The organism is Pyxidicoccus fallax (genome assembly GCF_012933655.1).
Lineage (GTDB): Bacteria > Myxococcota > Myxococcia > Myxococcales > Myxococcaceae > Myxococcus > Myxococcus fallax.
In genome coordinates, this window is sequence record NZ_JABBJJ010000009.1 from 1 (window position 1) to 25,453 (window position 25,453).

The window sequence follows — 25,453 nt, forward strand, 5'->3', positions numbered from 1 at the left end:
CCCTGAGTGCTACCCGCCACCGGCACGCCACCCACCGCCACCACCTCGTTCCGCCCCTCCGCCGGCTTGCCGTCCGCCTTCTTGCTCGCCGCCTCGGCCTGCTGCCGGACCAACTCGCGCGCCCTCGCCGCCACCTTCGGGTTGGGAGCCAGGATCATGAACATCTGCCGCCCCTCCATCCGGGGCGCCTGCTCCACCACCGCCACTTCCTTCAGGTCCTTCGTCACGTCGTCCAGGATGGCGCTGCCCAGTTCCTTGTGCGTGATTTCGCGCCCGCGGAACGTGATGGTCACCTTCGCCTTGTTGCCCTCTTCCAGGAAGCGGCGGACGTTGCGGACCTTGAACTCGTAGTCGTGTTCCTCCGTCTTCGGGCGGAGCTTCACCTCCTTGAGGTGAACCACGACCTGCTTCTTCTTCGCTTCGGAGGCCTTCTTCTTCTCCTCGTACTTGAACTTGCCGTAGTCCATGATCTTGCAGACCGGCGGCTTCGCCATCGGGCTGACCTCGACGAGGTCCATCCCCTCTGACTGAGCGCGTTCCAGCGCTGCTTCGATCGGCAATACGCCAAGCTGCTCGCCCCCCGGGCCTACGACCCGGACCTCACGAGCACGGATTCGACGGTTCGTTCTCTGGTCGCGAACGATTGGAGAATCCTCCGAAGGGCCGGCACCATATCCAGGTGCGACCCGGAGTCAAGACCCGTCCGGCACTCAGCGGCCGGGTCTGACCTCCCGTTCACGTCACGGCAGGGCGGCCTCCTTCGCCAGGAGGGCCTCGAAGTCCGCCAGCTTCATGGACTTCAGGTCCTCGCCGCCGTACCGGCGCGGCGCCACCGCGCCCGCCTCCACCTCGTTGTCGCCCACCACCAGGGTGAAGGGGACCTTCTGGAGCTGGGCCTCGCGAATCTTCGCGTTGAGCGTCATGCCGCGCTCGTCCAGCTCCACCCGGTAGCCCTTGGCGCGCAGGTCGTCCCGCACCTTCCGGGCGTAGTCCAGCTGACGGTCCGCCACGGTGACGAGCGTCGCCTGCACCGGAGAGAGCCACGCCGGGAAGGCGCCGGCGAAGTGCTCGATGAGGATGGCGGTGAAGCGCTCGAAGGAGCCGAAGATGGCGCGGTGGAGCACCACGGGGCGGTGCTCGGCGTTGTCCTCGCCCACGTACGTCAGGTCGAAGCGCTCCGGGGCCAGGTAGTCCAGCTGCATGGTGCCCAGCTGCCACCGGCGGCCGATGCTGTCCGACACCGCGAAGTCGATCTTCGGGCCGTAGAAGGCGCCGTCACCCGGGGCCAGCTCGTACGGGAGGCCCAGCGACTCGAGCGCCGCCTTGAGGCCACCCTCGGCGCGGTCCCACAGGGAGTCGTCCCCCAGCCGCTGCTCGGGGCGCGTGGACAGCTTCACCGCGTAGGTGAGGCCCACCGCCTTGTAGACGCGGTCCAGCAGCTTCACGAAGCGCCGCACCTCGTCGGTGATCTGGCTCTCCATGCAGTAGATGTGCGCGTCGTCCTGGGCGAACTGGCGCACGCGCGTGAGGCCGCCGAGCGAACCCGCCGCCTCGTTGCGGTGCAGCACGTCCTGCGTGTGGAAGCGCAGCGGCAAGTCTCTGTAGCTGTGCTTCTTGAAGCCGTAGAACAGGTGGTGCGACGGGCAGTTCATCGGCTTGAGGGAGAAGTCATGCTCGCCGGACTCGCTGTCGAGCACGAGGAACATGTTCTCCTTGTACTTGCCCCAGTGGCCGCTGGTCTCCCACAGCCCCTTGTTGAACATCAGGGGCGTCTTGATCTCCACGTAGCCGTCCTCGGCCGTGAGATTGCGCATCCAGTCGGAGAGCGTCTGGTAGAGCGCGGTGCCCTTGGGCGTCCAGAAGGCGGCGCCCGGCGCGTACGGGTGGAAGTGGAAGAGGTCCAGTTCCTTGCCCAGCTTGCGGTGGTCGCGCTTCTTCGCCTCTTCAATCCGCGTCAGGTACTCCTGCAGCGCCTTCTTGTCGAAGAAGGCCGTGCCGTAGACGCGCTGGAGCATCGGGTTGCGGTGGTCGCCACGCCAGTAGGCGCCGCTGGACGAGAGGATCTTGATGACGCCGATCTTCCCGGTGCTCGGGGCGTGGGGTCCCAGGCAGAAGTCCACCCAGTCGCCGTGCTTGTAGAGGGTGAGCGTCTTGGCGCCCTTGGCGGCGATGTCCTTGACGATCTCCACCTTGAACTTCTCGCCCTTCTCCTCGAAGAGGCGCACGGCCTCGTCCATGGAGATTTCCGTGCGGACGAAGGGGAGGTCCTGCTTCAGCTCGTTGTTGGCCTCGGCCTCGATCTTCTCCAGGTCCTCGGGCGTGAAGGGCTTCTCGCGGAAGAAGTCGTAGTAGAAGCCCTCCTCCGTCGCCGGGCCGATGGTCACCTGGGTGCCGGGGAACAGGCGCTGCACGGCGCTGGCCACCACGTGGGCGGCGTCGTGGCGGATGAGCTCCAGGGCTTCGGGGCTCTTCGGCGTGAAGATCTGGAGCTTCGCGTCCTCTTCGAGCTTCCGGGCCAGGTCCATGTCCTGGCCGTTCACCCGGGCGAACAGGGCGGCCTTGGCCAGGCCCGCCCCGATGCTCTCACGCACGAAGTCCGCGATGGTGGTGCCCCGGGCGGTCTGCTTCTGGCTGCCGTCGGGGAGCGTCACCGTGATCATGTCGGACATGCGAGACCTCAGGAAAAAAAGCGGGCGGCAGGCTCTTGAGAAGCCGTGCCGCCCGCTGGATGAATCTTCTACTGTTGGGTCGTAGTGGGATCGAACCACTGACCCCTACCGTGTCAAGGTAGTGCTCTACCGCTGAGCTAACGACCCGTTGCTGCCGAAGTGCGGCGGGAATAGCAGCGGGCTCCCGCGACTGTCAAGCAAACACGTCGGACCCCTCACCTCTTCCCTTCCAGCAACACGCGGACCCGCGCCATCACCGCGTCGAACATGGCCGGGGTGAGGCGGCCCGTCTGCGTGTTCTGCTGGCTGACGTGGTAGCAGCCCATGAGCGTCCGCCCGCCCGGCAGGAGCACCTCGGCCCCGTGGCCGAAGGCGGGCCGGGGCGAGGCGAGCTCCACCCCGGAGCGCTCCAGCGAGGAGAGCGCGGCGTTCCAGCCGATGGCCCCCAGCGCGAGCAGCACCCGGCCGGGCAGCAGGGACATCTCCCGGTCCAGGAAGGGGGCGCACCGGGCCAGCTCCTCCGGTAGCGGCTTGTTGTCCGGCGGGGCACAGCGGGCCGCGGCCACGATGAAGGCGTCCTTCAGGATGAGCCCGTCCTCGCGGTGCTCACTGGTCGGCTGGTTGGCGAAGCCGGCACGATGCAGCCCGGCGAAGAGGAAGTCCCCGGAACGGTCTCCCGTGAACACCCTCCCCGTCCTGTTGGCCCCGTGTGCCGCCGGCGCCAGCCCCACGATGATGAGCCGCGCCTTCGGGTCTCCGAAGCCCGGCACCGGCCGGCCCCAGTAGTTCCAGTCGCGGTACGCCCGGCGCTTCACGCGCGCCACCTCCTCGCGCCACTCCACCAGCCGCGGGCAGGCCCGGCAGTCCACGATTTCCTTGTGCAGCTTCTCCAGCTTCGTCACCGCGTGCTCCCGTCGCCTCGCACGGCCGCCTCGAGCCGCTCCACCCACCGGCGCGCGTTCGCCAGCGCCGCCGGGTCCGCGCCCACGTCCAGCTCCAGCTCGGAGTCCGGTGCCCGACTGAACAGCGCCACCAGGGCCGCGTCGTCCGGCGCACCCGACACCCGGACCCGCCTCGTCATTCCGCAGGGTGGCCCATCCACGGGTGCACCCATGTCCACGCGCAGTGCGACCCGCGAGCGGGCGGCTCGCAGGAGGCCTGGGAGGACCTCCTCCTCGACGCACGGCCGGGGCCTGGGCGCGGCTTCGGAGGCAGAGGCTTCCGCGCGCTCGCCCCGAGGTCCTGGAGAGAGGCTCCCTGCTGCCTGGGCGACTCCCGCCACCCCAGCCAGGGCGAGCACCTTGGTCCCAGGCAGCTGCGCCAGCTCGCCCCACCCGGCCAGTGTCGCGTCCGCTTCGCCCGGCAACCACGTCACCCGGGCGGGCCGGAGCGCGGCCACCTTCCGGGCCACCTCCGTGTCCAGCGGCCCCCGCACCTCCACGGCCACCCGACGCGGGCCCAGCCGGGAGTGCCAACCAACACCCTTGCCCAGCGACTCCGACCCCACCCACACCCCGGCGCGCGGCGCCCGGCGGAACTGGTCCGCATGGGCCTCCAGCAGCGGAGGACGGAAGAGGACATAGGCCTCGGGGAAGAGCGCCACCGCCTCCACCGTGGAGTCGCGCAGCATGTTGGAGCGCGTGCGCAGCCACAGCACCGTGCCGCTACCGGCCAATGCGCGCAGCGTGTCCGCGTCCACCGACTCGTCCACCACCAGGTGGAGCCGGTAGCCCGGGAGCGTCAGCCCCGAGGGCCCCGGCTCGGACGGCGCCTGCGCCAGCAGCGCCGCCAGCAACACCGCCACGGCCGTCACGGCGAGGAGGCCTCTCCCGTGTACATCGACGTGCGGCGGTAGCGCTGAATCACCACGCGCAGCACCACCTTGAGGATGGCCGCCACCGGCACCGCCAGGAGGATGCCCACGAAGCCGAACAGCTCGCCGAACGCGAGGATGGCGATGATGACCGCCACCGGCGACAGGCCCACCTTCTCACCGACGATGCGCGGGGTGATGACGAGCCCCTCCAGCATCTGCCCGACGACGAAGGTCCCCGCCACCACGGCAATCTGCCACGGCCCCTGCCAGGACAGCATCAGCCCCACCAGCGACAGCAGGATGCCCACGCCCGTGCCCAGGTACGGCACCATGTTGCCGAACCCGGCAATCACGCCGATGACGATGGCCATGTCGATGCGGCCCATCGACAACCCCGCCGCGTAGATGACCGACAGCACCGCGCCCACCGTGAGCTGCCCGCGCACGAAGGCGGAGAGCACCTCGTCCACCTCCAGGAAGCGCCGGCTGATCAACGCCACCGAGCGCCGGGGCAGCAGGTCCTTCACCATGCCCGTCAGCCGCGGGTAGTCCTGCAGGAAGAAGAAGGCCAGCACCGGCACCACCGTGAGGCCCAGCAGCGTCGCCACGAAACGCGCCGTGTTGCCCGCGAAGCTCGCGAGGATTCGCGCCGCCGCGGGCCCCGCGCTCTGCACCAGGTCCGACGCCTGCTGCCCCAGCTCGGCGGCGCGCTGCCGCACCAGGTCCGGCAGCGACCGGCCCAGGAGCGCCTCCACCCGTGGCACCACCTCGCTGCTCGCCCGGCTGAAGAAGTGCGGCAGCTTCGCCGCCTCATCCCGGAACACCGGGATGAGGTACAGCACCGCGCCCACCATCAGCAGCGTGCCGGCCACGAAGACCACCGTCGTGCCCCAGGTGCGGTCGAGCCCCTGCTTCTCCAGAGACGTCACCGCCGGGTTGAAGATATAGGCCCCCGCCAGCGCCAGCAGCACCGGCACCGCCACCCCGCCGAACACGGAGAGCAGCGCGAACACCAGCGCCAGCGAGCCCACCATCACCGCGGACCACCACAGGTCGATGCGACGCGCCTCCACCTCCGTCAGCCCGACCTCCGGCACGGCGGGAGCAACGCTTCCCGACGGCGGAGCGCTCGGCTGCCCGGCTGGCCCTGGGACGGCGGAGGCCCCCGGTGCCGCCACCGCGTGGAGCACGGGCTCGGGGTGGGCGGAAGGCCTGGCGGCGGGAGTCACCGTGGGGCGGGCAGCGGCTTTCTTACGGCGTCCGATGGCGTTCTCCTCTTCTGCGTCGGATCGGGCTACGGCTTCTTCAAGCCCTGATTTCGTTTCACGAAAATACCGAATTCGTCGTCGCGACGCTTCGGGTCCACCCGGGTCACCGGGCCTACACGCTTGCCTACTTCAATCTGACGGTCCTTCTGGAGCTCGCGGACGATCTCCTCCCACTCCTCCACCGAGACCTCCCGGGGAGGGGGAACCTCCACGCGCTCACCCGGCTTCGGCACCGGGCCTGGACTCCCTCCGGGCCGAGGCGGCACCCGGGCCGCCACCCGCACCAGCCCCGAATACACCTGCACCACGGTGCTCGGCGACAGCGCGCCCGCGACGGCCGGCGGGGCCACGTCCACGCGCAGCGTGGTGCCGCGCACGCCCGCCACCGCGCGGTCCGTCTTCACCTCGAACTTCGCCTGCGAGCCCGACAGCGCCTTCTTCACCGAGGCCCACACCTTGCCCAGCCTGAGGGAGCCCACGAAGCCCTTGCGCTCCTGGCCCGCGAACTCCGCCTCGGTGATGACCAGCTGGCTGTCCGCGCTCAGCATCAACACGCTGCCGTCGTTGAGCACCAGCTTCACGCCGGACTTCGCGTCCACGTCCAGCGTGTCCTTCTGCTCGATTTCCACGCCGGGTTGGAGCGGCTGCCGCTCGGCGCCCTCGGGCGTGCGCCAGGCCGAGCCCTCCACCGTCTCCACCCGGCCCACCGACGCCGCCGCGAGCCCCGGCACGCACAGCACCACCAACGCCGCCAGCACCGCCTTCGGACACCACCTGTCCCGTCGCATCACGGAGTCCCTCCGCCAGGGGCCGCCGCGGACCGGAGCTGGATGGTCAGTCTCGCCCGGGCCCCGCTGGGCTCGTAGTACGTCGTGTACGGCCAGAAGCCCTGCTTCTTCACCTCGATGTGATGCAGCCCCGCGCCCACCCGCAGCGACTTCGGCGAGCCCGAGAAGTCGCTGCACAGCCCCTGCAGCACGCCGTCCAGGTACACCTCCGCGTCCTGCGGCTCGCAGCGCAGCGCCAGGTTCCCGCTCGGCGTCTCCGCGCCCGCCATCAGCTCGCGCGCCCGCGCCAGGGTCTCCGGCTCCCGCTCGCGTCCCGCGCAGCCGGATGCCACCAGCGCCACTGCCAGCCACGCTCCACGCATCAGGGGGCCAGCGTCAGCTCGACGGTGTTGCTCGTCACGCCCGTCACGCTGGCCTTCGGGGGAGCCTTGCCGCCGAACGCCTCCGCGAGCTTCTTCTGGAACGCCTTCTCGCCGAGCGTCTCCGCCAGCGTCTCCGTGCTGCCCTGGTAGCGCAGGTCGAACTGGATCTCCTCCTTCGCGAAGTGGCCCTGCTTCACCTCGCTCACGCCGGTCAGCGCCCGCGTCAGCACGGTCTTGAAGGTCTTCACCGCGTTGTAGTCCCGCAGGCCGTGCACCTTCATCACCACCTGGGTTCCGTTCTGCTCCGCCTGCGAGAGGTGGTCGATGACGGCCTTGCGCACGTCGCCGAGGATCTTCTTCCCCCGGTGCCGGGCGATCTCGAACGACGTGCGCTCGTAGGAGATGTTCGGGTAGTTCGAGCCGCGGCTCTCGGGGCCACTGTCGAACGCGTCCGCCACGCGGGCGATCTGCGTGCCCGAGTCCGTGGCGAACACCGCGAGCTCCCACGTCCCGGAGACCAGATACAGGTCCTTGAGGTGCGCCGAGAGCGCGTCCCCATCGCGGCTCGACTTCTCGTGACGGAACGTCACCGTGCCCGTGACGATGTAGTCCGCCACCTTCAACTCCTGGATGACCTTCGCGTTCGGCGTGATGAACGACACGCCCGGGGCCACCTCCAGCTTCCCGGCCGCGAAGGACGGGTCGATGATCCGCCAGCCATCGTTCCGGAACGCCTCCGTGAGCACCTGCGTCAGCACCGAGCTGCTGGTGATGACCTTGTCCGGAGTGATGGCCTGCTCTTGCAGGACGATGAGCAACCGGCTGTTGCCCAGCCGCCCGATGAGCGCCCGCACCGCCTGGAGGTCCTTGTCGAGCTGGGCCGTGCCCACCTCCGCGCGGACCCTCACCTTCGCCACCCCGCCCTCTTCCTTGCGCTCCAGCACCTCGTGCGTCCGCACGTAGCCGGCGCTGTGCGTGAGGATGCGGTCGTGGATGAGTTGGCTGTTGGCCGTGAGCGTGTCCGAGGACACGAGCACTCCGGCCACCTGCTCCACCGCCTCGCGCAGGGCGGCGGCCTTCGCATCGGCGAACGCCTTGTCCCGGTTGTCGTCCACGATGGCCGCCTCGCCGGTGACCTCCTTCACGACGGTGGCGGGCGGAGGGGCCGCGGCGAACGCCACGGACGCCAGCAGCAGGGACACCGCGGTCAGCTTCAGGGACCTCGCCATGGCGATGCCTTTTGTCAGGGAACTACTGCGTGACGATGACGACCCGGCCCTCGGCCAGGAAGCGCGTGTTCGCCTCGGCCAGCGCCTTCGCGTCATCCGAGGAGAGCACCAGGTCCGAGCCCTTCAGGCCCGTGGCCTTCACCACCAGCGGCTTCTCGCCCACCAGCGTGGCCTTCTTCGCCGCCTCCAGGCTGTTGAACCAGGCCGCGACACCCGTGGCCGCGCGGCTCTCCGCCGACAGCGCCGCCGCGCCGTAGAGCGCCTTGCCCGCGCCATCCAGCAGGCGGGGTGCCAGCACCGGCTTCGCTCCCAGGCCGCGCGCATCCACGACGAGGCCCGTGTACTTCGGCGCCCCCTCGGAGTTGAGGAGAATGGTCGCGTCCGGCGCGGGAGCCACCAGCGACGCGGTGATGGCCGCCAGCGGCACCTCCACGTCCATCTCCACGCCGCTGTCCGAGAAGTACCGCTTGGCCACGACCTTGAAGCCGCGGATGGCGCCCTCCACGCGGCCCCGGACCTCGTCGCGGGCCATCTCGTCCGCCACGGTGCGGCCCGCGCTGAGCTGGATGCCCTTCACCTGCTCCAGGAGGTTGCGGAACGCGTCCAGCTTCGCGGCCCGCTCCGCGCCGAGTCGCGCCTGCGCGGGATTGGCCGCCTTCAGGTCCGGCGCTCCAGCGCCCGTGGCGCGAAGCACCTGCCCTTCCCAGTTGACGCCCGGCAACGCGGAGCGTGCCACCTCCGCCGCGGCGGGTGCCGGGGCCTTCGCTTCCTTGCCCTGGCCCAGCGCCGTCAGCGGCACGGCCAGCAACATCCCCCACAGCGAACGCCTCACGGGAACTCCTCCAGCCCTCACCCGACGTCGCGGGTAGTCACGGGACAGAATGATCCGCAATTCAAGGAGCCCGCTTCCAATGAAGTCAAGGCGCCCCGCGGAAGGCGCCGCGACGCGTCAGTTCTCCCGGCTGCTCTCCTGCCCGTGTCGGTCGACGTAGGCGTCGATCATCCGACGGTGACGCTCGGTGAGCAGCGTGAAGCGCACGCCCGAGCGCTCGCGCTTCGTGTTCGCCGCCTCCACCCACTCACGCACCACCTCGCCCTCGGCGTAGATGATCTCCTCCGAGCCGGGGAGCTGGAACTGGAGGCCCACGCGCTTCGCCTCGTGCTGGGGCTCGAGCAGGCGAGCAAGGCTCAGCCCTTCCTGGCTGATGTCCGCGGCCCGCGACATGTACGGCACGCCACCCATGTACTTGTTCAGGTAGATGTCGAGGGGCGCCCGCCTGGCCTTCCGCTTGTCGCTCATCGCTTCGTCTCCAGTGGTGCAACAGGCTGCTTCGGGGGTGATGCAGCCTGGACTCAGGGTAGAGGCGCGCGATGAACGCGCAAGAAAACGACCGGGTCCTGGCAGGGTAGGCCGCGAAGCGAACGCCGACTGTGCTTTCTCGCTGCATTCTTCGCGCTGGCTTGCACGGACGGCCGCCCTCGCCGTAATGCTGCGGCCCTTCAGTTCACCGGTTCCCGTGAAAGGCGGAAGCATGCGAACGATGTGGATGTCGGCCCTGGTGCTGGCGCTCGGCGCCTCCGTGGCCCAGGCGCAGACCTCGAAGCCCGCGACGAAGCCCGCGGCCAAGGCGCCTCCGGCGGCGACGACGGCTCCGGCCGCGCCCCCCGACCTCTCCTCCGAGGACGCGAAGACCATCTACGCCCTCGGCGTCTCCGTGGGCCGGGACCTCTCCGGCTTCGCGCTCACCCCCGAGGAGGTGCAGCTCCTCCAGCGCGGCATCGCGGACAGCATCGCCGGCACCGCGCCCGCGGTGGACGCGAAGGAGTACGGGCCGAAGATTCAAGCGTTCGCGAAGGCCCGGCAGGCCCAGGCCAACACCGCCGCGCTGGAGCGCGCCGCGAAGGCGCCCGGCGCCACGAAGCTCTCCTCCGGCGTCATCTACCTGGAGACGCAGGCCGGCACCGGCAAGAGCCCCCGCGCCACCGACACCGTCAAGGTCCACTACGAGGGCCGGCTGGTGGACGGCACCGTGTTCGACAGCTCGGCCAAGCGCGGCATCCCCGTGGAGTTCCCCCTCAACGGCGTCATCCCCTGCTGGACCCAGGGCGTCGCGAAGATGAAGGTGGGCGGCAAGGCGCAGCTCACCTGCCCCGGCAACACCGCCTACGGCGAGCGCCCGCCCCCGGGCTCGCGCATCCCGCCCAACGCCGTGCTCATCTTCGACGTGGAGCTGGTGGACATCCCCGGCGATACGTCCAAGGCGCCGTAGCGTCCTGCTTCACTCCGGGGCTCCACGAGACGGGAGCCCCGGACCCGGCCACGGCCTACTGCTTCAGCGCCGCTTCCGTGGCGCGTAGCAGCGGCTCCGCGCTCACCGGCGCGCCCGTGGCGTGCATCATCCACTGGTCGGGCGTCACCGCGCCGTGCGTGGCCATCCGCTCGAACTCCGCGCCCAGCGGGCCCTTGCGGTGCAGGTGCTCTTCAATCTGGAACGCGATGAGGTGCCCCAGCGGATAGTCCGGCAGGTAGAGCGGGTAGCTGATCATGTGGCTGTAGATGCCCAGCAGCGGCGTGCCCTCGCGGCCCAGCACCGGCGCGTAGTAGCGGTTCCACACGTCACGCGAGATGGCCACCACCGCGTCGCGCAGCTCCGCCGGCTTCGCGTCCGGGTGCTCGTACATCCAGTGCCACACCGCCATGTCCACCAGCGCCACGCCGGCGATTTCCCACGTCTGCCAGAAGTCGTTGAGCACCCGCTCGCGCTCGGCCACGGCGTCCGGCTTGCCCAGGCCCAGCAGCTCCAAATCTCGCGCCTGGAACACGAAGGCCAGCGCCTCCGTGAAGGCGTTGTTGGGCACGCCCGCCAGCAGCGTGTGGTCCACCGAGTAGAGGCTGAACACCTGCTCCACGTTGTGCCCCAGCTCGTGCACGGCGATGTTGTAGCCCTTGTAGTTCATGCCCCCCTTCTCCACGCGCGTGCGCAGGCGCGGGAAGTCTCCGCGCCGCATCGCCTGCTGCGCGTGGCCCGCGCCGCGCGAGGCATCCACCTGGATGCGCGCCGCCAGCCACTCCGCCTTCGCGCGCGTGAAGCCCAGGCCCAGGAGGATGCGGGGCATGTCCTTCGCGAAGGCCTCCGCCGTGGGGTAGCGCTTGCGCGTCAGCGCATCCAGCTCGGACTCCGGCCGCTTCCCTCCCGGCTTGAAGCCCGGGTACCAGAGGTCCTGCGGCTCCAGCTTCCGGCCCAGCCGCGCTTCCATCAGCTTCGCCACCCGGGGCACCAGCGGTGACTCCAGCACCTGCGTGAGCAGCGCCTTCACGCGCTCCTCCGGCAGCTCGCGCGCCAGCTCGAAGGCGCGGGCAATGCGCGTGGGCGCCACCGGCACGTACGGGTCCGCCTTGCGCGCCGCGTGGAAGGTGGCCAGCAGCCGCGCGTAGCGCGTGTCCGGCTCCGAGGCCGCGTCCGCCGTCACCTCGCGCTTCGGCGCGTCCTCCTCCACCGTCTCCGGCGGCGCCGCCTTCACCGTGTTGGTGAACGGATCCCAATCCACCCGCGGGTTGTCGATGACGGCCGCGGGAATCGTCTGGGTGACGATGCGCTCCATCACCTGGAGGATGAGCCGCTGCTTCACCAGCCCGTTCGGGTCGGCGTAGTCCCCCTTCAGCTCGTCGCGCAGGTTCCAGTGGCTGATGAGCCGCAGCCCCTTGGGGAAGGGCCGGTTGCCGGCCGCGTCCACCAGGTGGTGCATCCAGATGTTGTACTCGGCGATGTAGAGGTTCGCCGCGGCGATGGCCCGCGAGGACTCCTGCTCGACTTCCGCGGGCACGCGCCGGTTGAAGCGCGAGGTCAGCCGCGCCTCCGCCCACTGGCGCCGCGTCCACGTCGGGCCCTGCTCCATGCGCTCGGCCAGCGTGGTGAGCGGGAAGTTGAGCAGCACCACGAAGCCCACCTTCGCGCGGAACAGGTCCGACGTGACGTTGGAGGACGGGTCATACGCCGCCAGCAGCGGCTCCACTGTCAGCAGCGGCCCCAGGTCCAGGTCCGTGTACCAGTTCAGCTCGCGGCCCAGCTCGTTCATGTGGCCGTCGAGCTGCTCGAACAGCCGCTCCAGCCGCGCGAAGGTGGCGTCCAGCACCTTCGGGTCGGTGATGAACTGCTCGTGGATGAACGCCGCCACGTCGCCGTCCTCCGGCCGCCACTGCGCGAGCACCTGGTCCACGCCCCGCTCGATGCGGGCCCGCTGGGCTTCGCCGTGCTTGGACACCAGGGCGGACTTCAGGGCGGCGACATCCACGAGCTCCGACATGGGACGGGACTCCTTCGGGGCGGACTCGGACGGGCGCGCCTGCGTCGAGGCGGGAGACGGCTGGCCCTCGCTCGACTCCCGGACCACGGCGGTCTGGGAGGAGCAGCCGAGCATGGCCAGCAGCGGCAGCAAGCGGGCGCGCGAGGCCCGGGGCTTCATCGGGGAGGACACGGTGGGGGCTCCAGAAAAAACGAAGGGTCCGACCCACGGATGGGCCGGACCCTCATGATGCATCAGGAAGACGTTCGAACGACGTTCGCGTCAGGCCGCGCGGACGTTCTGCGCCTGCAAGCCCTTGGGGCCGCGGGTGACCTCGAACTCCACCTTCTGGCCCTCGGCCAGGGTGCGGAAGCCATCCATGTTGATGGCGGTGTGGTGGCAGAACACGTCCTCACCACCGCCGTCCTGGGTGATGAAGCCGAAGCCCTTCGCATCGTTGAACCACTTCACGGTACCAGTTGCCATTTGCTCTCTTCTTCTTTCGTCACGGACGCGAAAATCCGTCGTCCGGTCCTACCGAGCGAACCCGCCAAGACCCACGCAATTTATGCGCGGGTCGTGGGGGGAGTCCACCCAAGAGCGTCACCACCCGCACTTCTGGCCCTTGTTCTGCGTCTGGAGCCAGGTGCGCAGGGGGGCGAAGTAGTCCAGCAACGGGGTTGCATCGATGTCGCGGGTGCCCGTCATGGCCTGGAGCGCGTCCGGCCACGGCTTGCTGGCACCCAGCTCCAGCACGGCCTGGAGCCGCTTGCCGGCCTCCTTGTTCCCATAGATGGAGCACTCGTGCAGGGGGCCCTTGAAGCCGGCTGCCTCACACATGGCCTTGTGGAACTGGAACTGGAGGATGCGGGCGAGGAAGTACCGGGTGTACGGGACGTTGGCGGGCACGTGGTACTTGGCGCCCGGGTCGAAGTCCGCCTCGGAGCGCGCCACCGGGGCGGCCACGCCCTGGTACTTCTCACGCAGCGTCCACCAGGACTTGTTGTAGTCCGCCGGCTGGATGCGGCCGGAGAAGACCTCCCAGCGCCACTGGTCCACGAGCAGGCCGAACGGCAGGAAGGCCACCTTCTCCAGCGCGTCCTTGAGCTGGAGGTTGATGAGGTTCTTGTCGTTCTTCGGCACCGACTTCAGCAGGCCCACCTGCTGCAGGTACGCGGGGGTGATGCTCAGCGTGAGGGCGTCGCCGATGGCCTCGTGGAAGCCGTCGTTGGCGCCGGACTGATAGAGCACCGGCAGCGTGTAGTAGTACGTGTAGTAGTAGTTGTGGCCCAGCTCGTGGTGGATGGTGATGAGCTCCTCCTCGGTGGGCTTGATGCACATCTTGATGCGCAGGTCGTTCTCGTAGGTCACGTCCCACGCGCTGGCGTGGCAGACGACCTCACGGTCCCTGGGCTTGGTGAACTGCGAGCGCTCGAAGAAGGTCTGCGGCAGCTCCTTCAGGCCCAGCGAGGTGAAGAACTTCTCACCCAGCTTCACCATGCGCATGGCGTCGTAGCCCTGCTTCTTCAGCTCGGCGTCCACGTCCAGGCTGGCCTGGCCGGGGAAGGGCTCCACCAGCGGGTAGATGTTGTTCCACTCCTGGGCCCACATGTTGCCGAGCAGGTGCGCAGGAATGGGCTTGCCGGCGGGAACCTTGTCCTCGCCGTACTGCTTCGCGAGGCGGCCGCGCACGTAGCAGTGCAGCTCGTCGTAGAGGGGCTTCACCTGGCCCCACAGGCGCTGGGCCTCCTTCTCGAAGTCGGCGGCCGGCATGTCGTACGCCGAGCGCCACAGCGTGCCCAGGTCGTTGAAGCCGATGTCCTTGGCGCCCTCGTTGGAGATGTTCACCAGGCGCTCGTACAGCGGGCGCATGGGGCGCGAGGTGGAGTGCCAGCCCTGCCACGCGTCCAGCAGCTCGTCATACTTGCGGCTCTCCGCCATGACGTCGGACAGCTCCTGCAGGTCGCGGCACTTGCCCTTGCCGTCCGCGCCGCAGTACTTGCCCTTGCCGTACATGCCGTCCAGCTTCGCGGCGACGGCGGCCAGCTCCGAGCGCTTCTCCGCCTCGGAGGGCGCCGGCAGCGTCTGCGACACCTTGAGCAGGTGCAGCATGCGCGCGGTGTCCGCGTCGAGCTGCAGGCCGTCGAAGCGGCGCGCTCCCTTTACCGCGCCGTTGACGTACGCCAGCACCTCTTCGTTGACGTAGGCGGCGTTCCGCTCGGTGTCGTCGGTGATGTACGTGTTCTTGATCCACTCGGCGGTGGCCTGCTTCGTCCACAGCCGCTTGAGGTCGGCGTTGACCTTGGCGACGAACTGCTTCGCCTCTTCGGGAGTGGCCTGGGAGGTAGCGGCCTGGGCCTGGGGCGCGGACGCACCGGTGGTGGCCGGGGTCTCACGCGTCACTTGCGAATCCTGGGCACAGCCGCCCAGGAAGGCGGGCAGCGCCACGGCCGCGAGGGCCGTGCGCAGCAGGGGGTGCAGGGGGAGTTTCCGGTTCATGGGGGCGGACCGTAGAAGAAGCGCCGCCCGATGGCATCCCGAAAGTGGCCCTCAGGGAGCCGCCGCGCCCTGCCCTTTCACCTGCTGACGCTTCACGCCAAGCTGACGCAGGGCGAAAAGAGCGCGGTCCTTCTCCTTCGCCTCCAGCATGAAGTCCGCGGGCCCCACCAGCGCGGACACCATGGCGCGGAAGTCCGCCGGGTCCACGAAGTCCGAGTGCGCTCCGGGCCGCCCGTCCGCCTTCTGGCTGGCCAGGTGGAACTTGGGCCGCAGGTCCAGCGCCGTCCACGTGGCGGCGGCCTCGCGCACCAGCTCCTTCAGCGACATCTCCGGGTCCGACGGCAGCACGGCGTTGTGCAGGTTGTCGCCCACCATGGGCACGCCGTGCTCGCGCGCCAGCGGCAGCACCTCGCGCGCGCTCCACACCTTGTCGTCGTGCTCGATGGTGATGCGGTTGCGCAGGTCCTCCGGCATCTCGTCCAGGAAGCGGTGCGCGGCGGCCAGCGCCTCCTCGCGCGTCGGCGCGGCGCCGCCCACGTGCAGCACCACGCGGGCCTCGGGTCCCGCCTCCAGCAGGTCCAGCACGCGGGCGCCGTAGCGCAGCTCCACCAGCGCGGCCTCGCGCACGTGCGGGTGGCGCGAGGACAGCGAGGCCCCCGCGGGTGACGGGTGCATGGACAGCCGCTGATTGGAACGCCGGGCGATGCGCGCCAGATGGTCGAACGTCTTCGCGAAGGTCTTCCACCACGTCAGCGTGTTCACCTTGTGCGACGCGAAGGGCACCAGCGACGAGCCGATGCGGAACACCTCGATGCCGCGCGCCTCGTTGAAGAGGAGGATCTGCTCCAGCTCCTCCAGGTTCTGCGCGGTGAGCGCCTCCAGTCGCTGCGGGGTGGCGGTGGCGAGGCGGCACGTGTGGCTGGCGCCCACGCCCAGTGTCAGGCAGTTGGCCACGTAGCCCAGTCGATAGGTGGTGAGGCCTTCCATGCTCTTGAGATTCGGCATGACAGGGGCCGTCTCACACGAGGCCGACATCGCACGTGAGCCCGGCCGTACTCCTTGCGGGCACTCCGGCCCCACCCTCCCCCGAGCCCGGCCGGCGTTACAGCTTCGAACCATGCTGCTGGGACACACGAAGGACCCGAACTGGCCCGCGCCCGAGCAGGCGCTGGCCGAGGCCCGCCAATTCCTCCAGGAGCAGCGCGGAAAGCGGGTGCTGGTGGCGCCGCACACCGACGTGGATGGGCTCACCTCGGGTGTGCTCGCGCTGAAGGCGCTGGAGTCGGTGGGCGCCCGTCCGCTGGCACGGGTGCCCGGCAAGGGAGAGCACGCTCACTCGCCAGCGTTCCAGGAGCGGCTGCGCTCCGGCGTGTGGGACGCGCTGGTGGTGCTCGACATGGGCAGCCGCGGGGAGCCCATCGTCCCGGGGCTGCCCACGCTGGTGGTGGACCACCACCTGTCCGACGTCTTCCCGCCCGGCGCGCGGGTGCTCACCGCGAACGGGCACGAGCCCATCGCCAACAGCAGCCTGCTGACGTACGTGCTGGTGTCTCCGCTGGTGGTGCCCGGCCCGCTGGAGTGGCTGGCAGTGATGGGGACGGTGGCGGACCTGGGAGCAACGGCGCCCATGCCGTTCCTCAAGGACGCGCTCAAGCGCGCGGGGCGCAAGGCGGTGACGGAGGCGGTGGCGCTGCTGAACGCGGCGCGGCGCTCGTCGCGCTTCGCCGCCCCGCAGGCGCTGGAGGTGCTGCTGCGCGCCGGCAGCGCCGCCGACATCGCGGAGGGCCGCGTGCCCGGCGTGGACACGCTGCGCGACTGTCGGCTGGAGGTGCAGTACGAAGTGGCCCGGTGCGCGAAGACGCCGCCACGCTTCGCGCGCAACGTGGCGCTGCTGCTGTTCAGTTCCGAGGCGCAGGTGCATCCGCTGGTGGCGGTGCGCTGGGCGCAGCGGCTGCCCGAGCACATCGTCATCGCCGCCAACGCGGGCTACCTGCCGGGCCGGGTGAACTTCGCCATGCGCAGCCGCGCCCCGGTGGACCTCATCGCCTGGCTGAAGGACCTGGACCTGCCGCCCATGGGGGGCGAGTTCGCCAACGGCCACGCGCGCGCCACGGGCGGAAGCCTCACGCAGGAGGACTTCCTCCGTTTCGCCGAGGCGGCGGGCTTCCCGGGGCTGCGCACCTTCGACGTGGAGCGCCGGGGCGCGTTCCCCGGTTGATGTTGCGATATGACGAGGACGTGATGACCCGTTCGCGCGTCCTCGTCCCCTCCCTCGTCGCCCTCCTCTCCCTCACCGCCTGCGGCTCCACGGACCCCGAGCCCGACCCCCAGGGCTGTGACCGGTTCGACTTCCCGCTGTCGGCCCAGACCGAGGCGCGCCACGTGAGCTCGTGCAGCAGCGACGCCTGTGGCTCGGGAGGAATCCCCACGGAGAACCCGCCGCGCTCCGGCCTGCACTGCGGCAGCGTGGCCCGGTGCGGCGTCTACACCGAGCCCGTCTCGCGCTGCCTCTACATCCACAACCTGGAGCACGGGCACGCCGTGTTCCTCTACAACTGCCCGGACGGCTGCCCCGAGGAGGTCGCCAGGCTCGAGGCCGCCGCGGCCTCGGTGCCTGCGGGTGCCAACGGCGTGCGCCGGGCGCTGGTGGCGCAGGACCCGCAGATGCCCACGCGCGTGGCCGCGATGCTGTGGCGGCGCGCGTACCTGACGGACTCGGCGGACCCGGAGGCGCTTCAGTGCCTGCTGAGGCTGCAGGACGCCGAGGCCCCGGAGCCCGGGCTGGGCTGCCCTGGACAGTGAATCCGCATCCTTCCGTGGGCATCACTGTGAGTCTTCAATCGCACGCACTTGTTGCATTGGCGGTGAGGCACAGCACTCGCTTGCGCGCCTGAACACCCGCCTGTCCTGAATCCTCACGAGCAGGTGTCCGGCGGCGGCTCATGGAGCAGGCAGGGCGGTTGGAATGTCGGCACCTGCCCCGGCGGGCGGCGTACGGGACGCCGCCCATTTGTATCCAGGGTGCCATGAGAACGTTCCTCTACCGCGCCCTCACGGCGCTGATGCTGACGTTGACTGCCCTGGCCACGGTGCCGGCCTCCGCCCAGACGGACTCGGGTGTGAAGGGGCCCGTGCCTCCGGGGCTTCCCAATCGACTGCTCATCGGTCTCTTCGAGGAGGCCGGACAGAACTGGATGCGAGACAGCGGCGTGCCCTGGGACGTGCGCTATCGCTACTTCACCAAGGGCTGGGTGGACAACTGGGGCTGGGGCCAGCGCGATGGGAGCTGGGGCGCGACCTTCATGCAGGAGTCGAAGACCCAGGGCTTCATCCCGGCCCCCGTCTTCTACCAGCTCTTCGGAGAGCCCGGCGGTGGCGAGGGCGAGTCGCTCGCGAAGGTGGGCAACGCGACGACGATGAAGAGCTACTTCAGCGACTTCAAGGTGCTGATGCAGCGCGCGAAGGAGTACGGCCAGCCCGTGCTCGTGCTCATCGAGCCGGACGCCATCGGCTTCCTCCAGCAACAGACGAACTCCACCCCGGGTACGTACGCCGCGGTAGCGGCCACCGGCCTGCCGGAGCTGGCGGGCCTGCCGAACACCGTCGCCGGCTGGAGCCTGGCCTTCCTCCAGATGCGCAAGGCCGTGGGCGCGAACAACGTCATCCTCGGCATCCACGTGTCGGCGTGGGCCAGCGGCAAGGACATCTCCGCCTTCTCGGTGACAGACCCGCTGGGGCCCGAGGTGGACAAGGTCGTCAACTTCCTCAAGCCCGCGGGCGTGGCGGCCAACGTCACCGGCACCACCTACGACGTGCTGGTGGGTGACCCGCTCGACCGTGACGCGGACTTCTACCGGCTGACGCGCGGCGAGGACCGCTGGTGGAACATGGACGACAACGCGTCCATCTCCACAAAGTCCTTCAACCGCTACGCGGAGTGGCTGCGGTTGATGAACGTCGGCACCGGCAAGCGCTGGGTGCTGTGGCAGATTCCGCTGGGCAACGCCAACCACCGCAATATCCACAACGATGGCTCCGCGAGCGCGGGCTACAAAGACAACCGGCCGGAGTACTTCTTCGGGTCGCAGGGAGACCTGCACCGGAGGAAGTTCGCCAACTCGGGCGTCATCGCGCTCCTCTTCGGCGCGGGCGCTGGCGGGCAGAGTTCCTACCAGAATGACCTCGCCAGCGATGGCCAGCCGTACATTCGCAACCGTGCCGGGGCCTTTCTGCGCGCCGGTGGCCTCACGCTGCCCGCCGCGGGCACCACCCTGCCCCTTCCGGGTAGCGGCGGGACGGATGGCGGCACCGGTGGCACCGATGCGGGGACGGACGCGGGGACCCGGGATGGCGGCGTCGATGCCGGCACGGACGCAGGGACGAGGGATGGCGGTGTCGACGCAGGGACTCGCGATGGCGGCGTCGATGCGGGCACGCGGGATGGCGGCGTCGACGCCGGTACCGACGGCGGAACTCGGGGCCCGGACGCGGGCACGGATGGCGGCACCGGCGGCGGCACGACGCGTGGCTACGGGTTCGAGTCCAGCACCGAGGGCTGGGTCGCCTCCGGGAGTGCCATCAAGGCGGTGAGCACCTCCACCACGCGGGCCTACGCGGGCACGCGTTCGCTCGCGGTGTCCTTCAGCGGCACGTCCGGCACCGGCATGGCCGTCGTTTCCAATGCCCCCGTACCGCGCGGCGCGACGGTGACCTTCCGCATCTGGATTCCCTCCGGTAGCAGCATCACCTCCATCCAGCCCTATGGCCTCGAAGGCGCGACGGCCAGCTGGCGCTTCACGGGACGCTGGACCGCCATCGGCAGCCTGACGCCCAACGCCTGGAACACGGTGACGGTGACGCTACCGTCCGCGAGCACCTCGCCGCTGTACCAACTGGGCGTGGAGCTCACCACCAGCGGAACCTGGACGGGCACGGTCTACGTCGACGGCATCTCCTGGTAGTCCGGCCGGGGGCGCGCTCCCCTGAATCAGGACATGGATGCGTCCTGCAGCGGAGCGGGCCCGCCCTGCACAGTAGGAGGGGCCTGCTGGCCCCGGCCCGCTTCCGTCGGAATGGAATCTCCATTCCGCGTGGGCCCCGCCGGCTCCCGGCCCACCATCCGGAACGGAATCTCCATTCCGGGCGGGACTGTCAGCACGGGCCGTCTCCAGGCCCACGATTCCATGCGAGGCCCTGCATGTACGTACGGGCCTCGCGGGACGACTCCCATCGGTGACGCGGTGACAGTTCCGGCGGGGCGTGGTGTTCCACGCTCCGACGCCGGAACCCGCCGGCCCGGACCTGGGAGTCGAGAGCATGGATGCGAAGCACCGCGCGCGCTGGTTGGGCATGTCCCTCCTCGTGGGGTTGCTCACGGGCTGTGGCCCTCAGCTGAAGGGAAGCGGCAACGTCATCGACGAGGACCGGCAGACGCCAGACTTCGCGGCCGTCGAGGTCGATGACGGCATCCAGGCCATCATCGTCGTGGACCCCACGCAGCCCCGGAAGGTGCGCATCATCGGCGACGACAACCTCGTGGAGCGGGTGCGCACGGAGGTTCGCACCGGGAATGGCACCACCCTGCGGGTCCACCTCCCCACGGATGACGCGGACGACTGGTCCTCGGACACGCCCCTGCGCGCGGAGGTGACGCTGCCCGAGCTGACGGCGCTCGTGGCCTCGGGAGCCAGTTCCGTGGAGCTGAGCGGCGCCATCACCTCCGACGCCTTCTCGCTCGAGGCCAGCGGAGCCTCCCGTATCCGGGCCGACGGGCTCGAGACGCAGGAGCTCACGCTGGTCCTCAGCGGCGCCTCCGAGGCGACCGCGCGGGGGTATGCCCACCGGGTGACGAACACGCTCTCGGGGGCGAGCCAGTTCCGCGCGCGTCAGCTCACCTCCCGCGAGGCCTCGCTGGTCGTGAGTGGCGGCAGCACGGCCGAGCTTCAGGTCTCGGACCTCCTCCTGAAAGTCACGGCATCGGGCGGCAGCGATGTCACCATCCTCGGCCGGCCCATCGTGCGCTCCCAGGAGCTCAGCGGTGGCGCGTCGCTGCGCTTCGAGTAGTCCTCAGCGCTCCGCGAGCGCCTCGTACACGGCCACGCACGCCGCGGCCACCGATAGTCCGGCCAGCCAGCCTCCGGCCACGTCGGTGAACCAGTGGCGGTCTCCCGGGAGCTGGATGAACCCGAACACGAGCGGCACCGCGAGCGCCACCGGGGCCGCGACCTGGGGCCGCACCAGTCCCTCGCGCGACAGCACGTAGGCCGCGGTGAGCGACAGCGCGGTGGGCTGCAGGGTGTGGCCGCTCGGGAAGCTGGGCTCCTCCGGGTCATTGCGTCTCGGCGGTGGCGGCCGGGATGGGAGCCACGCCTCGGAGCCCTCGGCCACGGCGGCGGCCAGCACCGACGCGAGCGCCACCGGCACTCCGGCGACCCATCCCCGCACCCGCGCCAGCAGCGCGGAAGCCGCGACGGCGCTCGGCACCAGCACGTACCACTTGCCGGGACGCTTCAGGTACTTGTGCGCCTCCTGCACCGTGCCGTTGGTGCTTTCGAGCACCTCGTCGCGCGCCTTTTCATCCACGGGATTGTCGGGACGGCGATGAACGACGCGGGCCAGCGCGGCGAAGGCGAGCCCGGTGCCGGTGGCCAGAGCGGTGGGAATGAGAGGTGTCGGACGTGTCATGGGCAGCCCTCAAGATGGGGACGCCTCCGCTCGGGCGCACGACGGCCCCCGCGCCCGCCACCGCGAACCCAGGACGCCGCCGAGCCGCTCCCCTGCCCGCTCGCCCTATCGTCTTCGAGGCGGACGCGAGGTGGCCTCGGACATCCGCCGCGCCGCGTCCTCCCGGGCCACGTCCACGAATGCGCGGAGCGCGGGGGAGACCTGCGCGCGGCTGGGGAAGTAGAGGAAGAAGCCCGACACCAGGGCCGCGAAGGGCTCCAACACCACGCGCAGTGTGCTTCGCCGTATCGCGTCCTCCACGAGCGGCTCGAAGGCATACGCGAGCCCCATGCCGGCCTCGGCCATCGTGTAAAGCAAGTCGATGTCATTGGTGATGATGGGCCCACGCACCGGGAGGCGCCAGCTCTGCTGGCCCTGCTCCAGCTCCCACTGGTAGAGCCCGCCCGTCGTCCGCGAGCGGATGCCGATGCAGTCGTGCGCCAGCAGGTCCTTCGGCTTCTCCGGCGTGCCCCGTCGCTCAAGGTACGCGGGGGAGCCCACCACGACGAACCGGCACGGACCGAATACCCGCACCTGCACCATGTCGCGCTCGATGGACTCATCCATGCGGATGCCCGCGTCGAAGCCCTCGGCCACGATGTCCACGAACCCGTCCTCGACGTTGACCTCCACCTCCAGCTTCGGGTGAAGCGCCAGCAGCCGGGGCAGCAGGGGCTTGATGATGAAGGGCACGGCGATGGTCGGCACCGTCAGCCGGACCCGGCCCGTTACCTCGCCCGGTTGCGCCGAGGCCGTCTTCAGCGCCTCGACCGCCTGGTCCACCGCCGGCCCTGCGTTCTCCAGCAGGCGGCGCCCGGCGTCCGTCAGCGACACACTGCGAGAGGTGCGGGTGAGCAGGGCGACTCCCAGGCGCTCCTCGAGCTGACGGACGGACTGGCTCAGCGCCGAGGCGGAGATGCCCAGCTCGACCGCCGCCGCCGTGAAGCTGCGCCGGCGGGCCACCGCGAGGAAGGCGTTCAGGGCATTCAGCGGGATATTGGCCATCGTGAAGAATTCCTTAAAGACCCATCCACATCCTGCCAGTTTCGAAACAAGAAGGTGGCGCGCATATCTCCTCCTCGTTCACCCCTGGAGAACACGATGCTCAAGACTCACGCCTATGCCGCCGCCTCCGTTGGAGCGCCGCTGGCCCCCTTCACCTTCGAGCAGCGCGACGTCGGCCCTCACGACGTGCTCATCGACATCCTCTACTGTGGCGTCTGCCACTCCGACATCCACCAGGCCCGCGACGAGTGGGGCGGAGCCATCTTCCCCATGGTCCCCGGCCACGAAATCGTCGGCCGCATCACGCGCGTCGGCGCCCACGTCACGAAGTTCAAGGTGGGCGACATGGCCGGCGTCGGCTGCATGGTGGACTCCTGCCGCGAGTGCGCGCCGTGCCGCGAGGACATGGAGCAGTGCTGCGAGAAGGGCATGGCGGGCACCTACAACAGCACGCTGATGGACCGGAAGACGCCGACCTACGGCGGCTACTCCACCCAGCTCGTCGTCACCGAGCGCTTCGCGCTGAAGGTCCCCGAGGGCCTGGACCCCGCCGCCGCGGCGCCGCTGCTGTGCGCCGGCATCACCACCTACTCCCCGCTGCGCCAGTGGAACTGCAAGGCGGGTGACCGCGTGGCGGTGGTGGGCCTGGGCGGGCTCGGCCACATGGCGGTGAAGCTCGCCGCGTCCATGGGCGCCGAGGTGACGGTGCTCAGCACCTCGCGCGACAAGGAGGCCGATGCCCGCCGCCTGGGCGCCAAGGGCTTCGAGGTGACCAAGGAAGAGGGAATCTTCGACAAGCTGGCCGGCCGCTTCGACCTCATCATCGACACCATCTCCGCGCCGCACGACTACAACCAGTACCTGAAGACGCTGCGCCCCCGCGGCACCATGGTCCTCCTCGGCGTCCCGCCGAAGCCGACGTCCGTGGCCGCCTTCTCCCTCATCGGCGGCAACAAGCGGCTGGTCGGCTCGATGATTGGCGGCATCGCCGAGACGCAGGAGATGCTCGACTACTGCGCCAGCAAGGGCGTCGTCTCCGACATCGAGGTCATCCCCGTCCAGCAGATCAACGAGGCCTACGAGCGAATGATGAAGGGCGATGTGCGCTACCGCTTCGTCATCGACATCGCGTCCCTCAAGAGCGCCGCCGCGCGCTAAGAGGGTCAATCCTGACAGATGGGTCTTTCCTGATTTCTCAGCCGATGGTATCTGCGCCGGGTAACACCGCTTTACCTGAGAAAACGGTCAGACACGACATGGGGCTCCCCCGGGCCCCGTGTCGCTCCATCCTGGAAGGAATCCCCCTTGAAGACCCTGCGTTTCGTCGCATCCCTGGTGCTTGCGGGAGGGCTCGCCGCGTGTGGCGGCAGCCCCTCGGACGCGTCCATCGAGACCGCCGAGCTCGCCACCGTGGAGGCGGCGCTCGACTGCGCGGCCATGAGCAAGCCGGTGTACCACCGCATCCGGCCGACCTCGGGCGACAGCCTCTACACCACCAATTCGAACGAGGCGGCCAACGCGGCCACCACCTACGGCTACACCGATGACCGCGGCGTGGCCTTCCGCGCCGCCACGGCCACCGGCACGGGGCTGTCCCCCGTCTACCGCATCTACAGCCCGAGCCGCGGCGAGCACTTCTGGACCATCGACCTGGCGGAGAAGCAGGACCTCGTCACCAACGGGGGCTTCACCACCGACGAGGGCATCGGCTTCTACGCGTCCAAGACGGCGGACCCGTGCCTCGTCCCCGTCTACCGCTACTCCAACACGACGCTGCGCAAGCACCGCTTCGCCATCACCGCGGCCGAGCGCGGCAGCCTGAGCGCCGCGGGCTGGACGGACGAGGGCATCAAGCTCTACGCCGCGCCCGTCACGACCGCGCCCGTGGACACGAAGTTCACCTTCGTCGTCATCCCGGACACGCAGAACGAGGTGGTCAGCAACTCCACGCTCATCGACCACCGGATGCAGTGGCTCGTGAACAACCGCGAGGCGCTCGACATCCGCTTCGTCATGCAGACCGGTGACCTGATGAACTGGGACACGCCGGACCACATCCAGTACGTGCGCGCCAGCAACGCCCTGCAGAAGCTGGACGCGGCCGGAATGCCCTACGCGCTCGCCATCGGCAACCACGACACGGCGGCCACGTGCACCGGCGGCGGCGCCTGCCCGGGCAACGTGAACACCAACCTGCGCAACACCACCACGTTCAACACCTACTTCCCGACGACGCGGTTCCCGTCGCTGCACGGCGTGTACGAGGCGGGGAAGGTCGACAACGCGTACCACACGTTCACCGCGGGCGGCCTGAACTGGCTGGTGCTCAGCATCGAGCTGTGGGCCCGCACGGGCGCGGTGGCCTGGGCGAAGTCCGTCCTGGCGGCGCACCCGAACCACAACGTCATCGTCATCACCCACTCGCACTTGAACAGCAGCAGCAACATCGAGCAGGGCAACGGCGGCTACGGCAACAACAGCCCGCAGTACGTCTTCGACAACGCGCTCAAGCTGTACCCCAACGTGCGGTTCATCTTCTCCGGCCACGTGGGCTCTCACGGCTACCGGAAGACCACCGGCGCGCAGGGCAATGAAATCCACCAGATCCTGACGACCTACCACGACTCCGCGAACAACCCGACGCGGCTCATCGAGGTCGACACGGCCGCCAACACCTTCTCCACGCGCGTGTACATGCCCTACACGAACACGGAGAAGACGGACGGCTCGAAGTTCACTGTCAGCAACGTGTCCTGGGTTCGCTGAGCCCGCTCGGCCCGTGCAACCGGGGCGGGATTTGCCGTAGGGTG

General features: G+C 69.6%; 23 protein-coding genes and 1 tRNA gene. 7 read left to right on the forward strand and 17 right to left on the reverse strand.

From position 1 onward, the window contains the following. From infC to HG543_RS03145, 11 genes are all read right to left on the reverse strand, one after another. On the reverse strand, positions 1–644 hold a 644-nt coding region (gene infC, locus HG543_RS03095), incomplete at its 3' end, for a translation initiation factor IF-3 (RefSeq protein WP_343073263.1). Between the two features lie 96 nt (positions 645–740). Further along, a complete protein-coding gene (gene thrS, locus HG543_RS03100) occupies positions 741–2,669 on the reverse strand; it encodes a threonine--tRNA ligase (protein WP_169343135.1) in 1,929 nt (642 codons plus the stop codon). Positions 2,670–2,744: 75 nt separating this feature from the next. Further along, positions 2,745–2,816 (reverse strand) — tRNA-Val (locus HG543_RS03105). A gap of 68 nt (positions 2,817–2,884) precedes the next feature. Further along, positions 2,885–3,571 (reverse strand): uracil-DNA glycosylase family protein, encoded by a 687-nt coding sequence (locus HG543_RS03110; RefSeq protein WP_169343136.1) that lies wholly within the window; start codon positions 3,569–3,571, stop codon positions 2,885–2,887. Next, the gene (locus tag HG543_RS03115) at positions 3,568–4,482 is read right to left on the reverse strand and encodes a hypothetical protein (protein ID WP_169343137.1); all 915 of its coding nucleotides are present in this window, start codon (positions 4,480–4,482) and stop codon (positions 3,568–3,570) included. The genes HG543_RS03110 and HG543_RS03115 overlap by 4 nt, the downstream gene beginning before the upstream one ends. Next, entirely contained in the window at positions 4,479–5,582 is a 1,104-nt protein-coding gene (locus tag HG543_RS03120; RefSeq protein ID WP_343073259.1) for an AI-2E family transporter, read from the reverse strand. Before HG543_RS03120 ends, HG543_RS03115 begins: the two co-directional genes overlap by 4 nt. 197 nt (positions 5,583–5,779) lie before the next feature. Beyond that, a complete protein-coding gene (locus HG543_RS03125; RefSeq protein ID WP_169343138.1) occupies positions 5,780–6,541 on the reverse strand; it encodes a FecR family protein in 762 nt (253 codons plus the stop codon). Continuing rightward, the gene (locus HG543_RS03130) at positions 6,541–6,903 is read right to left on the reverse strand and encodes a PEGA domain-containing protein (protein ID WP_169343139.1); all 363 of its coding nucleotides are present in this window, start codon (positions 6,901–6,903) and stop codon (positions 6,541–6,543) included. Before HG543_RS03130 ends, HG543_RS03125 begins: the two co-directional genes overlap by 1 nt. Next, positions 6,903–8,132 (reverse strand): hypothetical protein, encoded by a 1,230-nt coding sequence (locus tag HG543_RS03135; RefSeq protein WP_169343140.1) that lies wholly within the window; start codon positions 8,130–8,132, stop codon positions 6,903–6,905. The genes HG543_RS03130 and HG543_RS03135 overlap by 1 nt, the downstream gene beginning before the upstream one ends. A gap of 22 nt (positions 8,133–8,154) precedes the next feature. Beyond that, positions 8,155–8,964: a TP0624 family protein gene (locus tag HG543_RS03140; RefSeq protein ID WP_169343141.1), complete on the reverse strand. Its 810-nt coding sequence runs from the start codon at positions 8,962–8,964 to the stop codon at positions 8,155–8,157. Between the two features lie 117 nt (positions 8,965–9,081). Further along, entirely contained in the window at positions 9,082–9,432 is a 351-nt protein-coding gene (locus HG543_RS03145; RefSeq protein WP_169343142.1) for a PilZ domain-containing protein, read from the reverse strand. 232 nt (positions 9,433–9,664) lie between these two features. On the opposite strand from HG543_RS03145, the gene HG543_RS03150 reads away from it, so the two are divergent. Next, positions 9,665–10,402, forward strand: coding sequence for an FKBP-type peptidyl-prolyl cis-trans isomerase (locus tag HG543_RS03150; protein WP_169343143.1), 738 nt, complete (start codon positions 9,665–9,667; stop codon positions 10,400–10,402). Between the two features lie 55 nt (positions 10,403–10,457). Here HG543_RS03150 and HG543_RS03155 read toward each other — a convergent pair whose 3' ends face one another. From HG543_RS03155 to uvsE, 4 genes are all read right to left on the reverse strand, one after another. Next, positions 10,458–12,437 (reverse strand): hypothetical protein, encoded by a 1,980-nt coding sequence (locus HG543_RS03155; protein WP_169343181.1) that lies wholly within the window; start codon positions 12,435–12,437, stop codon positions 10,458–10,460. Between the two features lie 261 nt (positions 12,438–12,698). Further along, positions 12,699–12,902: a cold-shock protein gene (locus tag HG543_RS03160; RefSeq protein WP_141332297.1), complete on the reverse strand. Its 204-nt coding sequence runs from the start codon at positions 12,900–12,902 to the stop codon at positions 12,699–12,701. A 117-nt stretch (positions 12,903–13,019) separates the two neighbouring features. After that, entirely contained in the window at positions 13,020–14,915 is a 1,896-nt protein-coding gene (locus HG543_RS03165) for a M2 family metallopeptidase (RefSeq protein ID WP_169343144.1), read from the reverse strand. A gap of 51 nt (positions 14,916–14,966) precedes the next feature. Further along, positions 14,967–15,920 carry a UV DNA damage repair endonuclease UvsE gene (gene uvsE, locus HG543_RS03170; protein ID WP_169343145.1) on the reverse strand — a complete coding sequence of 318 codons (954 nt, stop codon included), beginning with the start codon at positions 15,918–15,920 and terminating at the stop codon, positions 14,967–14,969. 112 nt (positions 15,921–16,032) lie between these two features. Between uvsE and HG543_RS03175 the strand changes: the two genes are divergently transcribed. The 4 genes from HG543_RS03175 (at position 16,033) to HG543_RS03190 (ending at position 20,978) form a co-directional block, all read left to right on the forward strand. Then, positions 16,033–17,133, forward strand: a complete 1,101-nt coding sequence (locus HG543_RS03175; protein WP_169343146.1) for a DHH family phosphoesterase — start codon at positions 16,033–16,035, stop codon at positions 17,131–17,133. Positions 17,134–17,156: 23 nt separating this feature from the next. Next, positions 17,157–17,717 (forward strand): thioredoxin-like domain-containing protein, encoded by a 561-nt coding sequence (locus HG543_RS03180; protein ID WP_169343147.1) that lies wholly within the window; start codon positions 17,157–17,159, stop codon positions 17,715–17,717. Between the two features lie 224 nt (positions 17,718–17,941). Then, a complete protein-coding gene (locus HG543_RS03185; protein ID WP_169343148.1) occupies positions 17,942–19,876 on the forward strand; it encodes a carbohydrate binding domain-containing protein in 1,935 nt (644 codons plus the stop codon). A 355-nt stretch (positions 19,877–20,231) separates the two neighbouring features. Next, positions 20,232–20,978 (forward strand): head GIN domain-containing protein, encoded by a 747-nt coding sequence (locus HG543_RS03190; RefSeq protein ID WP_169343149.1) that lies wholly within the window; start codon positions 20,232–20,234, stop codon positions 20,976–20,978. A gap of 3 nt (positions 20,979–20,981) precedes the next feature. On the opposite strand, the gene HG543_RS03195 is transcribed toward HG543_RS03190, so the two are convergent. Beyond that, the gene (locus HG543_RS03195; protein ID WP_169343150.1) at positions 20,982–21,599 is read right to left on the reverse strand and encodes a phosphatase PAP2 family protein; all 618 of its coding nucleotides are present in this window, start codon (positions 21,597–21,599) and stop codon (positions 20,982–20,984) included. 105 nt (positions 21,600–21,704) lie between these two features. Further along, positions 21,705–22,643: a LysR family transcriptional regulator gene (locus tag HG543_RS03200; RefSeq protein WP_169343151.1), complete on the reverse strand. Its 939-nt coding sequence runs from the start codon at positions 22,641–22,643 to the stop codon at positions 21,705–21,707. A 96-nt stretch (positions 22,644–22,739) separates the two neighbouring features. Between HG543_RS03200 and HG543_RS03205 the strand changes: the two genes are divergently transcribed. Together HG543_RS03205 and HG543_RS03210 are read left to right on the forward strand one after the other, a co-directional pair. After that, the gene (locus HG543_RS03205) at positions 22,740–23,801 is read left to right on the forward strand and encodes an NAD(P)-dependent alcohol dehydrogenase (RefSeq protein WP_169343152.1); all 1,062 of its coding nucleotides are present in this window, start codon (positions 22,740–22,742) and stop codon (positions 23,799–23,801) included. A 147-nt stretch (positions 23,802–23,948) separates the two neighbouring features. Then, positions 23,949–25,409, forward strand: coding sequence for a metallophosphoesterase (locus tag HG543_RS03210; RefSeq protein ID WP_246356718.1), 1,461 nt, complete (start codon positions 23,949–23,951; stop codon positions 25,407–25,409). Positions 25,410–25,453: the final 44 nt, after the last annotated feature.